Origin of the sequence: Umezawaea sp. Da 62-37 (assembly GCF_032460545.1) — a bacterium.
Lineage (GTDB): Bacteria > Actinomycetota > Actinomycetes > Mycobacteriales > Pseudonocardiaceae > Umezawaea.
In genome coordinates, this window is record NZ_CP135965.1 from 6,300,741 (window position 1) to 6,314,852 (window position 14,112).

Sequence of the window (14,112 nt, forward strand, 5' to 3'; positions counted from 1 at the left end):
GTGTACTCGTGGGGCCATCCCGAGCGGCCGAGAGACCTGGCTCTTTGACGCCGCAGCAACCACCCGCTGGACGCGGGCAGGTGCTTCCGCCAGGCTCGATGGAGGATTACGTGCCCACGCAGCGAAGGCTCACGCGGCGGCGAACAGTCGACCAGTGCCGTCGAACCAACACGGGCTGTCGACGCTACTTCGTTTAGGCGATTCTTCTCACCCCCCTAGCCTCTACCCGAATTCCTCGCCGTCCTCATCGGACGGTCCATTGAGGACGGCCGTCGCATGCCACAAGCGGGCGACGCCGCGCGTAGCCGTGGAGCGAAAACGTGATCACAGTCGAAAACCTCAGCAAATCCTTCGCCGGACGCAACGGCCCCGTCGTCGCGCTCGACGCGGTCAACCTGGAAGTCCAAGCGGGCACCGTGCTCGGCGTGGTGGGTCCCAGCGGGGCGGGGAAGTCCACGCTGGCCCGTTGCGTCGCACTGCTGGAGCGCCCGGACAGCGGGGCGATCCGCGTGGACGGCACCGACCTCGTGTCGTTGGACGGCACCGCGCTGCGCGCCGCCCGCAGGCAGATCGGCGTTGTGCCGCAAGGGGATTCGCTGCTGCGGCAGCGCACCGCCGCGGGCAACGTGGCGCTGCCGCTGGAGTCCGCGGGTGTGCCCGGACCGCAGCGCCGCAACCGCGTGGCCGAACTGCTCGACCTGGTGGGCCTGACCGACAAGGCGGGCAGCTACCCCGACCAGCTGTCCGGCGGACAGCGCCAGCGCATCGCCGTGGCCCGCGCCCTCGCGGCAGGCCCGTCGGTGCTGCTGGCCGACGAACCGACCTCCACCCTGGACCCCGACACCGCGGGCTCCGTGCTGACCGTGCTCGACCGGGCCCGCGCGGAACTCGGCATCACCGTGCTCGTCGTCACGCACGACATGGCCGTGGTGCGCCGGATCTGCGACGACGTCGCCGTCCTGGAAGGCGGCCGGGTCGTGGAACACGGCCGGGTGCTGGACCTCGTGTCGGACGGCACGAGCCGCACCGCCGCGTCACTGCTGCCCTCGGTCGACCGGAACCCGTTGGCGGAAAGCAGGTTCGACCGCGTGGCCGACATCGTGCTGGTCGGCTTCGCGGCCGTCGGCGCACTGCTGCCCGAGGCCACCAGCCGGTTCGGCGTCGAACTGAACCTGCTCGGCGGCGGCCTGACCCGACTCGCCGAGACCCCCGTCGCGCGCTTCCGCGTCGGCCTGACCGGTGAGCGCTCCGACTCCGCACTCGAATGGATCTCCGACGCGGGCGCCTCCGTGCAGCGCACCCTCAAGGGCCCGCAGGGCGTGGCCGCCTGAGGCCTGCGCCACCCGTCACTGCACTGTTCGGGCCGCGGCTCACCACTCCGGGTGGGCCCGCGGCCCGAAGCGCCGCCACGCGCACGACCTGCGGGCCCAGCCCGTTCGCGGCAGGTCGAGGCGCACGTCAACACCGGGTTCAGCGGGTCGGCACACCCGATCCAGGCGGTGCGCGAAGGCCGGCAGTGAGCACCGCGCGGGTCGGGGAGGAGCGCGGACCTCCTCGACGCCCGTAGGCTGCAAGGCGTGCTTGCCGTAGTTCCACCCCCGGTCACCGTCCGCGTTCCGGCCAAGGTCAACCTCCACTTGGCCGTAGGGAACCTGCGCGCGGACGGCTATCACGACATGGTCACCGTGTTCCAGGCGTTGTCGCTCCACGACGACGTCACGGTGGCGATCGCCGACGACCCCGGTATCGAGGTGCTCGGCGAAGGGGCGGACTCCGTGCCGACCGGCCCGTCGAACCTCGCGTGGATGGCCGTGCGGGCGCTGGCCGAGCACGTCGGCCGCGACCCGGAGGAACCGAAGGTCCGAGTCGTGATCCGCAAGAACATCCCGGTCGCGGGCGGCATGGCGGGCGGCAGCGCCGACGCCGCCGCCGCGCTGGTCGGCCTGGCCTCGTTGTGGCGGCTGGAGATCGGCCGCGACGAACTGGCCCTGCTGGCCCGCAAGATCGGCGCGGACGTCCCCTTCGCCCTCTACGGCGGCACCGCGCTGGGCACCGACCGCGGCGACCAGATCGTCCCCGTCCTCGCCCGCCACCCGTTCCACTGGGTCATCGCGTTCGACAAGGGCGGCCTGTCCACCCCCGAGGTCTTCACCGAACTCGACCGGCTGCGCGCGGACGGCAACCCGCCGCGCGTCGGCGCCGCGGAAGCCGTGCTCGAAGGCCTCTCCTCGGGCGACCCCCGCCAACTCGCCCTCCTGCTGGGCAACGACCTCCAAGCCGCCGCGGTGTCCCTGCGACCGAACCTGCGCCGCACCCTGCGCGCGGGTGTCAACGCGGGCGCGCTGGCGGGCATGGTCTCCGGCTCCGGACCGACCTGCGCGTTCCTGTGCTCCGACGCCGACTCCGCCGTCCGCGTGGCGGCCGAACTGGCCGGCGCGGGCGTCTGCCGCACCGTCCGCGTCGCACAGGGCCCCATGCCCGGCGCGCGGGTCATCGCCACCGAGGAAGCACCCCGACCGGTGCCCCCCGAAGTCCACGCCTGAACACCGCAACCCCCTCTCCCGTCCACAACCCTGAAGGTGCGCTTCCACCATGGCCAACCTGGTCAACCTTGAATCCGTGTCGAAGTCGTTCGGCATCCGCCCGCTCCTGGACGGGGTGTCGTTGGGCGTCGGTGACGGCGACCGGATCGGGGTGGTCGGTCTCAACGGCGGCGGCAAGACCACGCTGCTGGAAGTCCTCGCGGGCCTGGAAGAACCGGACGAAGGCCGGGTCAGCCAGAACCGCGGCCTGTCGATGGCCGTCGTCACCCAGCGCACCGAACTGCCCGAGGGCTCGACCGTCCGGCACTCGGTGATCGACCCCCTCGGCTTCGACGCCGAACACGAGTGGGCGGCCGACGTCCGCGTCCGGTCCATCCTGGACGGACTGGGCATCACGGCCCTGGGACTGGACTCCCCGGTCGGCACGATGTCCGGTGGCGAACGCCGCCGCGTCGCACTCGCCGCCGCCCTGGTGCAGGACCTGGACCTGCTGGTCCTCGACGAACCCACCAACCACCTCGACGTCGAGGGCGTCCGCTGGCTCGCCCAGCACCTGCTGGCCCGCAAGTCCGCGCTCATCGTCGTCACACACGACCGGTGGTTCCTCGACACCGTCTGCACCCGCACGTGGGAAGTCGTCAACGGCCAGGTCGAGCAGTACGAAGGCGGCTACGCCGACTGGATCTTCGCCCGCGCCGAACGCGGCAGGCTCGCCGACACCCTCGAGGAGAAGCGCCGCAACCTCGCCCGCAAGGAACTCGCCTGGCTGCGCCGCGGCGCCCCCGCCCGCACGTCCAAGCCCCGCTACCGCATCGACGCCGCCGAAGCCCTCATCTCGGACGTCCCCGCCCCCCGCGACAAGGTCGAACTCCTCGCCTTCGCGAAGCGCAGGCTGGGCCGCACGGTCATCGAGATCGAGGACGCCACCCTCACCGTCGGCAACCGCACCCTCGTCAAGGACCTGACCTGGCGCATCGGCCCCGGCGACCGCATCGGCCTCGTCGGCGTCAACGGCTCCGGCAAGACCACGCTGCTCCGCCTGCTCGCGGGTGAACGCGAAACCGAGACCGGCAGGCGCGTCCAGGGCCAGACCGTGAAACTCGCCCACCTCACCCAGGAACTCCACGACCTGCGCGGCTCCATGCGCGTCCTCGAAGCCATCGAAGAAGTGGCCCGCCGCGTCGTCCTGGGCAAGCAGGAGATGTCCGCCTCCCAACTCGGCGAACGCTTCGGCTTCTCCTCCCAGAAGCAGTGGACCCCGGTCTCCGACCTCTCCGGCGGCGAACGCCGACGCCTGCAGCTGTGCAGGCTCCTGATGGCCGAGCCGAACGTCCTGCTCCTCGACGAACCGACGAACGACCTGGACATCGACACCCTCCAGCAGTTGGAAGACCTCCTCGACTCCTGGCCCGGCACCCTCGTCGTCATCTCCCACGACCGGTACCTCGTCGAACGCGTCTGCGACCAGGTCGTCGCCCTCTTCGGCGACGGCGGCCTCACCGACCTGCCCGGCGGCATCGAGGAATACCTCCTCCGCCGCGACACCCAACGCGAACTGGCCGAATCCCGCGACTCCACCCCCGTCCCGGTCGCCGTGTCCAGCGCCGCCGACCAACGCGCGGCCCGCAAGGAACTGTCGAAACTCGAACGCCGGATGACCACCCTGCAGAAGAAGGAATCCGACCTCCACGCCGCCCTCGCCGCGGCCGCCACCGAACCCGACCGCCTGCTCGCCCTGGACGCCGAACTGCGCACGGTGCTGGCCGAAGTGGCTACTGTGGAGGAGCAGTGGATGGCCGCCGCGGAACTGGTGGACGGCTGACCGATCCCGGTCGGGGTGGCCCCGGCTGACTAGGGGCGATCCGTGGAAGCGCTCCCAGCGTTGTGGAAAATAGATCGGTCGCCACACACCACCGCCCCAGGTCCCCGGAACCAGGGGAGCCGGCTCCGGACCGGCTCTGGACCGGCTCTAGGGGCTGGCACCGGCTACGGCTCCGGATGCAGGCCAGCACCGGTATCGCACGGGACCGGCACCGCGGGACCAGCACTGGTCCCGCAGGAACGGCACTGGTCGAGGCCCGCACCGACATCGCACGGGACGGGCACTGGGCGAGGCCCGCACTGGCCAGGATCGGCACCGGCCAGGGTCAGCACCGGATGAGCCCGGCACTGGCACCGCACGAGACCAGCACCGCACGAGACCAGCACCGCACGAGACCGGCACTGGGCGGGTATCGGCACCGCACGAGGTCGCGTCCTGACTCCCGCGCCCGTCGCAGGCGCCAGCGAGATCGTCGGAAGGAGCCTTCACCCCAGCGGTGAGGGCCTCCGCCGAACGGCCGCCGGGCGGTGAGCCTCGTCGAGCGGCCGTCCTGGCGAGCGAGCTTCGATCAGGGCGGCCATCGCGGCGGCGAGAGGCCCGTCGAGCGGTCATCGCGGCTGGCGGTTGAGGGCCCCGTTTGCCGGGCGGCGGCCACGGCGATGAGGCCCCGGCCTGGACAGCCGCCGCGACGGCGCAGGCCTGCTCAGGGCGGTGAAGATCCGCCACACATGGCTGCGACCCGCCACCTACGGCGGCGATCCGACACAGCAGCGATCCGCTACCCACGGCGGCGAAAGCCCATCCGGGGCCGTCCCCCGGCGGTGGTCCCGCTCACGGCGGGAAAGCCCACTACGGCGGTTGAAAGCCCACGACGGCGGCAAAGCCCCCGCGAGACGGCCGTCAACGCCCCCGGCGCTGCAACTCGGCGGCCAGTCGAGGCATCAACTCGTCCACGAACCCGCAGTCGTACCCCTGCCCGTTCATCAGGGCGTGCGCGAACCGCACCTTCAGGATGTCCCCGGACGTCGCCCCGAGCATCCCGTCCAACGCGATCCCGATCTCCTCCAGCATCCGGTCCACCTGCGCCGACCGGTACCCGCGCTGGTTCGCCGGCGCCGGAGGCAACCGCACCTGCCGCAACTGCTTCCAACTGGTGATCGGCGGAATCCGCCCCGGCGACTCCGGCGCGTCGGCCAACTGCCGTTCCACCCGCGCCAGGAACGCGTCCACCTCGTCCTCGTTGTACCCCCGCCGACCGATCAGCGGCCTGCTGAACTTCATCTCGCGCACGTCCTGCGCGCTCAACGTGTCCTGCCCGAGCAGCGTGTCCTCGATCCGGTCGAGGTACTTGTCCACCTGCGACTCCTGGTACCCGCGCCTACCGCGCGGCGGCTTCCCGAACGACGCGGTCCGCACGTCCCGAGCCGTCAACGGGGCCTCGACGACCCGCGCCTTCACCGGCTGCGGCGGAGACGCTTCCAACGTCACCACGACGAGGTCGAGGAACGTGTCCACGTCGTCCTCGTCGTACCCGAACTGGTCCGCCGTCGCCTCGCCGAACTCGATCTCCTGGACCTCCAACGCGGACAGGTCGTCCTCACCGCGCAAGGTCGCCTCGATCCGCCCGAGGAACGCGTCGATCTCACCCTCGTGGTAACCGGGGGTGTTGCCGCGCGGCTTGTGGAACCGGACACCGCGCACGTCCTCCGGCTTCAACCGGGGCGGCGGCTGCATCTTGGTCGACGTCGCGTGCGCACCGAGGGCGGGCGCGGCGGCCTGCTGCCGCTGGGGCGTCGACTCCAGGGTCTCCGCGATGAGCTCGAGGAACATGTCCACCTCGGCCGCGTAGTAGCCGAGCCTGCCCGGCGCGGCCAAGCGGAACTCCATCGCGCGGATGTCGCCCGCGACCAACTGGTCCGTGCTGCGCAACGTGTCCTCGACCCGGTCGATGAACGCGTCGACCTGGTCCTCGTCATAACCGATCTCGCCCGCGGGCGGGCGGTGGAACACCACCTGGCTGACGTCGTCCGCGCTCAACAGCGGCGCGGGATGCGCAGGCTGGTGGTGTTTCGTGTCGTGGCCAGCCCGATCCACCCGTGCCTCCCTCGAATCCTGTTCTGGGAGTATCGCCGGATCGCAACCGAATACGTTCGTCCGAACGGCCTAATGCGAACGGTCTACGGGCTCGCCCGCGACTTCCAGGGACCCCAAGCGCCCCAACGGGGATCGGCGGAGCACGCGCGCGGGCCGACCGATCTACGCTGACCACCATGAGCGCGTTCGTGGACACCATGCTGAACACCGCCACCGGTGCCGGTGGTCAGGTCAAGGGGATGACGACCGGGGAGCCGAACAACCCCCGGCGCAGGACGTGGGCGGAAGTCCACGACCAGGCGAGCCGGATGGCGGGCGCCCTCGTCGAAGGCGGCGCCGAGCCGGGCGCGGCCATCGCCGTGCTGGCCGCCGACCCCGCGGAGATCGCGCCCGCCGTGCAGGCCGTGTGGATGGCGGGCGGCAGCACGACCATGCTGCACCAGCCCACCGCGCGCACCGACCTCGCCGAATGGGCAGAGGACACCATCAAGGTCCTGTCCATGATCGGGTCGAAGCTCGTGCTGCTCGGCAGCCCGTTCGACGCGCTGTCCGGCGTCCTGGACCAGCACGGCATCGGCTACCGCAAGATGGACGAACTGACACACGGGGAACCTCTGCCCGCGCCGGTGCCGGTCGACGAGGAGTCGACCGCGCTGCTCCAGCTCACCAGCGGTTCGACAGCCGACCCGAAAGCCGTCCGGATCACCCACGGCAACCTCATGTCCAACGCCGAGGCGATGCGCATCGCCGCCGCGCTCGACACGAAGACCGACACGATGATCTCGTGGCTGCCGCTGTTCCACGACATGGGCATGGTCGGCTTCCTGACCATCCCGATGCTCTTCGGCATCGAACTCGTCAAGGTCACCCCGGTCGACTTCCTCGCCCGCCCGACGCTGTGGCCGGACCTGATGAGCCGCTACAACGGCACCATCACGGCAGCCCCGAACTTCGCCTACTCCATCGCCGCGCGCCGCATGTCGACCGTCGAGGACGACAACGCGTTCGACCTCTCCAAGATGCGACTGGCGCTCAACGGCGCCGAACCCATCGACCCCGCCGCCGTCCACGCCTTCACCGAAGCGGGCGCCCGCTTCGGCCTCCGCCCCGAGTCGATCATGTGCGCCTACGGCATGGCCGAAGCCACCCTCGCCGTGGCCTTCGCCCCCGTCTTCACCGGCCTCGCCGTCGACATCATCGACCCGGAGCAACTGGAGGCCTCACACCGAGCCGTACCGGTCCCCGAGGGCACCCCGAACGCCCGCACCTTCCCCCTCCTCGGCCCACCCGTGCCGGGACTGGAGGTGCAGGTGATCGACGAGGAGCGGACCGTGCTCGGCGAACGCCAGGTCGGCCAACTCCGGGTCCGCGGCGAAGCCGTCACACCCGGCTACCTGACCGTCGACGGCCCGCTCGACACCCAGGACGCCGAAGGCTGGCTGGACACCGGTGACGAGGGGTACGTCGTCGACGGCCAGGTCGTCGTCTGCGGGCGCCGGAAGGACGTGATCATCATGGGCGGGCGCAACATCTACCCGACCGACATCGAACGCGCGGCGTGCTCCGTCGACGGCGTCCGCCCCGGCAACGCCGTCGCCGTCCGGCTCGACGCCGGGACGCGCCGCGAACGGTTCGCCGTCGTGGTCGAGTCCAAGTCCGCGGGCGACGACGACGTCGAGAAGGGCATGCGCAAGGAGATCACCGCCCGAGTCGTCGACGCGGTCGGCCTCCGCCCGTTCGCGGTCGTGGTCCTCAAGCCGGGCAGCCTCCCGAAGACCCCGTCCGGCAAGCTCCGCCGCTCGGCGGCGACGTCACTGGTGCCTGTGGGCTGAGTGGGCGGGCAGGTGTGAAGGGCCGGCCGGTGCTTGTGGGGTGAAGTGCCTGCGGGTTGGCGGCGTTCTGCGGCGTGGGCGGCCTTGGTGGGTGTCCGCAGGGTGAGTGGCTTGGTGGGCGCTGGCGGAGTGGGCGGCTTGGTGCGTGTCTGCCCACGAGTCACCCCTCGGCCGCGCCCTCGCGGGTGCCCGCCAGACCCGCTGACGCCCGCACGTCCGGCGGCCTGACAGGAGCCTGCGGTCCGGCACGAGAGCCTCCCGGTCCCGGTCGCTGCTTGGTGGCGACGTCGCAGGCTGGTGCCTGGATGGCCCTGGGCGGCGTCAGTGCGGGCTTGGCGGGCGCCTACGGGTCCGTCCCACTGCTCGGCAGCCACGTCCGGACGAGCCCGGTGCTGGCTGGGCTGCGGAGCCTGGTGCCGCGCCACCCTCCGGGCGACTGGGTATACATCCGGGCGGCGGGCATCGCCAGCGGCGGGTCCGAGTGACCGCGCTAGCGGGCTGGGTGACCACGCGAATACCTGCGGGGCAGCCGCCGCCCGCCGCGCTAGCTCTTGCGCCCGCTCGTACCCGCCGGACCCGCTCGGCTGGCGGGGAGTGTGGCCCCGCTGATGAACCTGGGTCCAGACGCAGCCAGCCCTGCTGCGGTGCCGCCGGGTGCACACGGCTGGCCTAGCGACCTAACCCAGCGACCTGGCGGGTGCGCGTGCGGGCATCCGCTGCGCGGCCGGGCACCTCGCGTGCGGGCATCCGCTGCGCGGCCGGGCACCTCGCGTGCGGACATCCGCTGCGCGACCGCCACCTCGCGAGGTGCCGGCCGGGCCCCACCTCGCGAGGTGCCCGGCCGGGGCCGCTGGTGACCGCTGGTGTCCGCTGGCTGGTCACTGCTCAGCGTCAGTGTCGCCGATGCCCATTGGCCGAGGCACTTGCGGCGTCTTCGTCAAGGCGGTCAGGGCGTTGAACTGACGAGTGTCGGTGGTGTGTGACGACCTTCTATTTTCCACAACGCTGAGAGCGCTTCCACACATCGCCCCATCCCGGCTCACAAACCCCTCAACACCCCGCCAAGAGCCATTACCCCCGCCCCCAACACCCACCGCCACCTGGCAAAACACCCAACCATCCGCCCAAACGGGTGGACATCCAGCAGCAGCTCAATGAAACCTGTTCTGAGCAGCTTCCAAGCCCTCCACGAGCAAAGCCTCCACAGCATCAGCAGCGCGGTCCAGTTCGAACGCCAACTCCTTGCGCTCGACAGCCGAGAAGTCGCGCAGCACGTAATCCGCGGGATCCATGCGGCCTGGTGGGCGGTCGACGCCGAAGCGGACGCGGTGGTAGTCCTTGGTCCCCAGGGACTTGGTGATGGAGCGCAGGCCGTTGTGGCCGTTGTCGCCGCCGCCCAGCTTCAGCCGCACGGTGCCGTAGGGCAGGTCGAGTTCGTCGTGGACGACGATGACGTCGGCCGGGGCGATCTTGAAGAAGTTCGCGGCGCCCGCGACCGGGCCGCCGGAGAGGTTCATGAAGCTGCGGGGCTTGGCCAGGACGACGCGACGACCCGCCAGTCTGCCTTCGACGATCTCGGCGCCGCCCTTGTGGGCCTTGAACCTGCCGCGCACGCGGGCGGCGAGTTCGTCGAGCACGAGGAAGCCGACGTTGTGGCGGTTGCCCTCGTACTTCGGGCCGGGGTTGCCAAGGCCGACCACCAGTGCCAACTCATCGGCCACGGAAGCGCAACTCCTGCTCAAGGGTGTCCAACAGGGCGTCCACCGCCTGCACCCGGTAGCCGCGCCGGAGCCCCGACGTCGTGCTGAACCTGGTGTTGCGGACCTCGCCGGCGGTCATCCTGGTGCGACCGTCCAACGCGGCGGCGGCGCGCCCGAGGAAGGCGTCCACCTCGATCCGATCGTAGCCGTTCGAGGCTTTCGGCAGCTTCAGCGACAGGAGGTCCTCACCGCTGCGCAGACCGGTCGGCGGCACGTAGCCGGCGCGCAGCTGGCGTTCCGCGCGGGCCAGGAAGTCGTCGACGGGGCGGGGGTCGTAGCCGCGTTGGCCGGTGGCGGCTCGGCGGAACACGACGGCGCGCACTTCGTCGGGGTGGACTCGGATGCGGCCGGAGAGGGCGTCGGCGATGCGGCGGAGGAACCCGTTGACCTGCTCGACGTCGTAGCCGTGGCCGGTGCGGGCGTGCCGGGGGAACTTCATGTTCCGCACGTCGGCGGGGCTGAGAGCTTGTTGATCTTGATAAGCGAACGGCACGCCACCCTCGCGATCAGGCGGGGGTGGCGTGCCGTGAGATCTGCCCGACGTGATGGGGCTCAGCTTTCCTCGGTGGCCTCAGCGGCCTCGTCGGGAGCGTCTGCCTCCTGCGCGGCGTTGATCGCCACGACGAGGGCGTCGGGGTCCGTGACGAGCGTGACACCTTCGGGGAGGTTCAGGTCGGAGGCGTGGATCTGGGTGCCCGCCTGGATTCCGGTGATGGTGAACTCCACCTGCTCCGGGATGTTCAGCGCGTCCGCCTCGATCGAGACCGAGGTGATGTCCTGCGTGAGCAGGGTGCCGGGCGCGCTGTCACCGAGCAGCACGATGGGGAGGTCGACCGTGACCTTCTCACCGCGGCGGACCAGGAGCAGGTCCACGTGCTCGATGTAGTTCTTGAGGGGGTGCGTGGTGACGGTCTTGGTCAGCGCCAGTTCGGTTTCGCTGTCGATGGCCAGCGTCAGAACTGCGTTGCTGCCGTTTTCACGGATCACACGGGCGAACTCGAGCGCCGGCAGAGCCAGGTGCTTGGGGTCGGAGCCGTGGCCGTAGAGGACTGCGGGGATCTTGCCTGCGCGGCGGGTGCGGCGGGCAGCGCCCTTGCCGAACTCGGTGCGCTGCTCGGCAGCGAGACGGACCTCGGACACGGTGGGGCTCTCCTTGTACGTCGGGCGGGCTAGGCGGGGGCGGCAGCCTGCGGCGGCGAGCAGCGCGGAAGAAGACAACACGCGCGGCATCAAAGCCGCCGCGTCGATCACGCCGAACGTGATGCTCGCCCTCGCCGAGGCAACCTGAGCAGTGTAAGCCCGTTGTGCGGCATGCCCTAATCCGGGTCGGGCAGGTGCCACGAACGGGGGACGCGGAGGCGCCCAGAGCGAGGGGCTCGGGGTGCCTGGATGTAGGACTCGGGGTGCCTGGATGTAGGACTCGGGGTGTCTGGAGGTTCGACACGGGGTGTCTGGGGGTTCGACTCGCGAGAGGGGGGAGGGGCGCTGGGGCGCCCCTCCGGGGGTCAGGCGTTGCCGTCGAAGAGGCTGGTGACGGAGCCGTCCTCGAAGACCTCCTGGATGACGCGTGCGAGCAGGGGGGCGATGGACAGGACGGTCATGCTCGGGAAGCGCTTCTCCAGCGGGATGGGCAGGGTGTCGGTGAAGATGACCTCCCGCGCCCCGCAGTTCGACAGCCGTTCGAAGGCCGGACCCGACAGCACGCCGTGGGTGGCGGCGATGACGACGTCGGCCGCGCCTTCCTTGAGCAGCTGCTCGACGGCCTTCACGATCGTGCCGCCGGTGTCGATCATGTCGTCGATCACCACGCACGTGCGGCCCTGGACCTGGCCGACGACGCGGTTGGCGACGACCTCGTTCGGGCGCAGCGGGTCGCGGGTCTTGTGGATGAAGGCGATCGGGCAGCCGCCGAGGGTGTCGGCCCACTTCTCGGCCAGCTTGGTGCGGCCGGCGTCCGGCGAGACCACGGTGAGGTCGTTGTCGGCGTACTTCTCGCGGACGTGGTCGGCCAGCAGGGGCATGGCCCACAGGTGGTCGACGGGGCCGTCGAAGAAGCCCTGGATCTGGGAGGTGTGCAGGTCGACGGAGACGAGGCGGTCGGCGCCCGCGACCTTGAACATGTCGGCCACGAGCCTGGCCGAGATGGGCTCACGGCCGCGGTGCTTCTTGTCCTGCCGCGCGTACGGGTAGAACGGCATGATCACCGTGATGCGCTTGGAGCTGGCGCGCTTGAGCGCGTCCACCATGATCAGCTGCTCCATGAGCCACTGGTTGATGGGGGCGCAGTGGCTCTGGATGACGAACGCGTCGCACCCGCGCACGGACTCCTCGAAGCGGACGAAGATCTCGCCGTTGGCGAAGTCGTACGCCGACTGCGGGGTGACCGACACGTTGAGGTGCTTGGCCACCTCCTCGGTCAGCTCTGGGTACGCGCGGCCACCGAAGAGCATGAGGTTCTTCTTCGGCGTACCGGACACGGACTTCGAATAGCTCACGGTCGCGGCCCTTCATCGGTGGTGTCCCCATTTTCGGCCGCGAGCGCGCGTTCCGCCGCGTCGGCGGCCGCCGTGCCCGCCCTGCGGCTGGTCACCCAGCCTTCGAGATTGCGCTGCGGGCCCCCGGAGACGGCGAGCGCGCCGGGGGGCACGTTCCGCCTGACCACGGTGCCCGCACCGGTGTAAGCGCCGTCGCCGACCGTCACGGGGGCGACGAACATGTTGTCCGAACCGGTGCGGCAGTGGGAGCCGATGACGGTCCGGTGCTTCTTCACGCCGTCGTAGTTGACGGTGACGCTGGCCGCGCCCACGTTGCTGTGCTCGCCGACGGTGGTGTCGCCGATGTAGCTCAGGTGCGGGACCTTGCTGCCGACGCCGATGTCGGAGTTCTTCACCTCGACGAACGTGCCGATCTTGCCGGTGGCGCCGAGCTTCGTGCCGGGCCGCAGGTAGGCGAACGGGCCGACGTCCGCGTTCTCGCCGATCTCGGCCTGGCTGCCGTGCGTGCGCACGACGGAGGCGCCCGCGCCGATCACGCACGCCGACAGGGTGGTGTCCGGGCCGATGGTGGCGCCCTCGCCGACGGTCGTGCCCGCGCGCAGCTGCACGCCGGGTTCGACCAGCGCGTCGCGGCCGAGCGAGACGTCGGCGTCGAGCCACGTGGTGGTGGGGTCGACGATGATGGCGCCCTCGCGCATCGCCCGCTCGACCAGGCGGCGGTTGAGCTCCGCGCCCAGCTTCGCGAGCTGCACCTTGTCGTTGACGCCCTCGACCAGCCACGGGTCGTCCGTGACGAGGGCTCCCACGCGCCTGCCGTCGCCGCGGGCGATGCCCAGCACGTCGGTCAGGTACAGCTCGCCCTGCACGTTGTCCGTGGACAGCCGCGAGAGCCCGTCGCGCAGCACCTCAGCGGCGAACGCGTAGACCCCCGAGTTGACCTCGGTGATCGCGCGCTGCTCCTCGGTGGCGTCCTTCTGCTCGACGATGGCGTGCACGGCGCCGTCCTCGGAGCGCACGATCCGGCCGTAGCCGGTCGGGTCCGCGAGCACGGACGTCAGCACGGTGATCGCGTTGCCGGACTCCACGTGCTCGGCCAGCAGGCCGCGCAGGGTGTCGCTGTCCAGCAGCGGCACGTCGCCGTAGCTGACCAGGACGGTGCCGGTGAGGTCCGCGGGCAGTTCGGCCAGCCCGCAGCCGACGGCGTGCCCGGTGCCGTTCTGCTCCTCCTGCACGGCGACGGTGACCTTGCGGTCCAGCGCCGTGCCGAGGGCGTCCAGGTGTTCGGTGACGGCCGCGCGGCCGTGGCCGACCACGACGGCCAAGTGGTCCGGATCCGTTCCGGCCGCCGCGCGCACGGCGTGCTCCACCAATGAGCGACCCGCGATCCGGTGCAGCACCTTGGGGGTCGTCGATCGCATGCGGGTTCCCCCACCCGCGGCGAGGACGATGGTGCTGACGGGGCCTGCGGAGCCGGGGGTGCTACCACCCTGGAGCATCAGCGCTCTCCCTTAGAAGCAGTTCTTCTCAGACATGCCTGCGACGGGAGGGACCTGGCTCCCGCCAGGA

11 protein-coding genes and 1 riboswitch are annotated in these 14,112 nt (G+C 70.9%); of the genes, 5 read left to right on the forward strand and 6 right to left on the reverse strand.

What is annotated here, in order from left to right; all coding sequences use genetic code 11:
- The first annotated feature begins 11 nt into the window (after positions 1 to 11).
- Positions 12 to 105: riboswitch (SAM riboswitch) on the forward strand.
- Between the two features lie 215 nt (positions 106 to 320).
- From RM788_RS29105 to RM788_RS29115, 3 genes are all read left to right on the forward strand, one after another.
- Positions 321 to 1,331, forward strand: a complete 1,011-nt coding sequence (locus tag RM788_RS29105; protein WP_315920941.1) for a methionine ABC transporter ATP-binding protein — start codon at positions 321 to 323, stop codon at positions 1,329 to 1,331.
- 246 nt (positions 1,332 to 1,577) lie between these two features.
- Complete coding sequence (locus RM788_RS29110) at positions 1,578 to 2,543, forward strand: 4-(cytidine 5'-diphospho)-2-C-methyl-D-erythritol kinase (RefSeq protein ID WP_315920943.1); 966 nt, start codon at positions 1,578 to 1,580, stop codon at positions 2,541 to 2,543.
- Positions 2,544 to 2,592: 49 nt separating this feature from the next.
- Complete coding sequence (locus tag RM788_RS29115; RefSeq protein ID WP_315920945.1) at positions 2,593 to 4,365, forward strand: ABC-F family ATP-binding cassette domain-containing protein; 1,773 nt, start codon at positions 2,593 to 2,595, stop codon at positions 4,363 to 4,365.
- 900 nt (positions 4,366 to 5,265) lie between these two features.
- Here the strand turns inward: RM788_RS29115 and RM788_RS29120 are convergent.
- Positions 5,266 to 6,459, reverse strand: a complete 1,194-nt coding sequence (locus RM788_RS29120) for a DivIVA domain-containing protein (RefSeq protein WP_315920947.1) — start codon at positions 6,457 to 6,459, stop codon at positions 5,266 to 5,268.
- 176 nt (positions 6,460 to 6,635) lie between these two features.
- Here RM788_RS29120 and RM788_RS29125 point away from each other — a divergent pair, with 176 nt between their 5' ends.
- Entirely contained in the window at positions 6,636 to 8,291 is a 1,656-nt protein-coding gene (locus RM788_RS29125) for a fatty acyl-AMP ligase (protein WP_315920949.1), read from the forward strand.
- Between the two features lie 305 nt (positions 8,292 to 8,596).
- Positions 8,597 to 8,776, forward strand: coding sequence for a hypothetical protein (locus RM788_RS29130; RefSeq protein ID WP_315920951.1), 180 nt, complete (start codon positions 8,597 to 8,599; stop codon positions 8,774 to 8,776).
- A 666-nt stretch (positions 8,777 to 9,442) separates the two neighbouring features.
- Here the strand turns inward: RM788_RS29130 and pth are convergent.
- The 5 genes from pth to glmU form a co-directional block, all read right to left on the reverse strand.
- Entirely contained in the window at positions 9,443 to 10,012 is a 570-nt protein-coding gene (gene pth / locus RM788_RS29135) for an aminoacyl-tRNA hydrolase (protein ID WP_315920953.1), read from the reverse strand.
- Positions 10,002 to 10,544 carry a DivIVA domain-containing protein gene (locus RM788_RS29140; protein ID WP_315920955.1) on the reverse strand — a complete coding sequence of 181 codons (543 nt, stop codon included), beginning with the start codon at positions 10,542 to 10,544 and terminating at the stop codon, positions 10,002 to 10,004. Before RM788_RS29140 ends, pth begins: the two co-directional genes overlap by 11 nt.
- A 59-nt stretch (positions 10,545 to 10,603) precedes the next feature.
- The gene (locus RM788_RS29145) at positions 10,604 to 11,191 is read right to left on the reverse strand and encodes a 50S ribosomal protein L25/general stress protein Ctc (RefSeq protein ID WP_315934795.1); all 588 of its coding nucleotides are present in this window, start codon (positions 11,189 to 11,191) and stop codon (positions 10,604 to 10,606) included.
- Between the two features lie 365 nt (positions 11,192 to 11,556).
- Complete coding sequence (locus tag RM788_RS29150; RefSeq protein WP_315934796.1) at positions 11,557 to 12,528, reverse strand: ribose-phosphate diphosphokinase; 972 nt, start codon at positions 12,526 to 12,528, stop codon at positions 11,557 to 11,559.
- Between the two features lie 14 nt (positions 12,529 to 12,542).
- Positions 12,543 to 14,042 (reverse strand): bifunctional UDP-N-acetylglucosamine diphosphorylase/glucosamine-1-phosphate N-acetyltransferase GlmU, encoded by a 1,500-nt coding sequence (gene glmU, locus RM788_RS29155; protein ID WP_315920957.1) that lies wholly within the window; start codon positions 14,040 to 14,042, stop codon positions 12,543 to 12,545.
- Between the last annotated feature and the right edge of the window lie 70 nt (positions 14,043 to 14,112).

Coding starts and splice junctions, on each gene's coding strand:
- RM788_RS29125 (WP_315920949.1), top strand. CDS start 6,636: ATGAGCGCGTTCGTGGACACCATGCTGAACACCGCCACCGGTGCCGGT.
- RM788_RS29115 (WP_315920945.1), top strand. CDS start 2,593: ATGGCCAACCTGGTCAACCTTGAATCCGTGTCGAAGTCGTTCGGCATC.
- RM788_RS29130 (WP_315920951.1), top strand. CDS start 8,597: ATGGCCCTGGGCGGCGTCAGTGCGGGCTTGGCGGGCGCCTACGGGTCC.
- glmU (WP_315920957.1), bottom strand. CDS start 14,042: ATGCTCCAGGGTGGTAGCACCCCCGGCTCCGCAGGCCCCGTCAGCACC.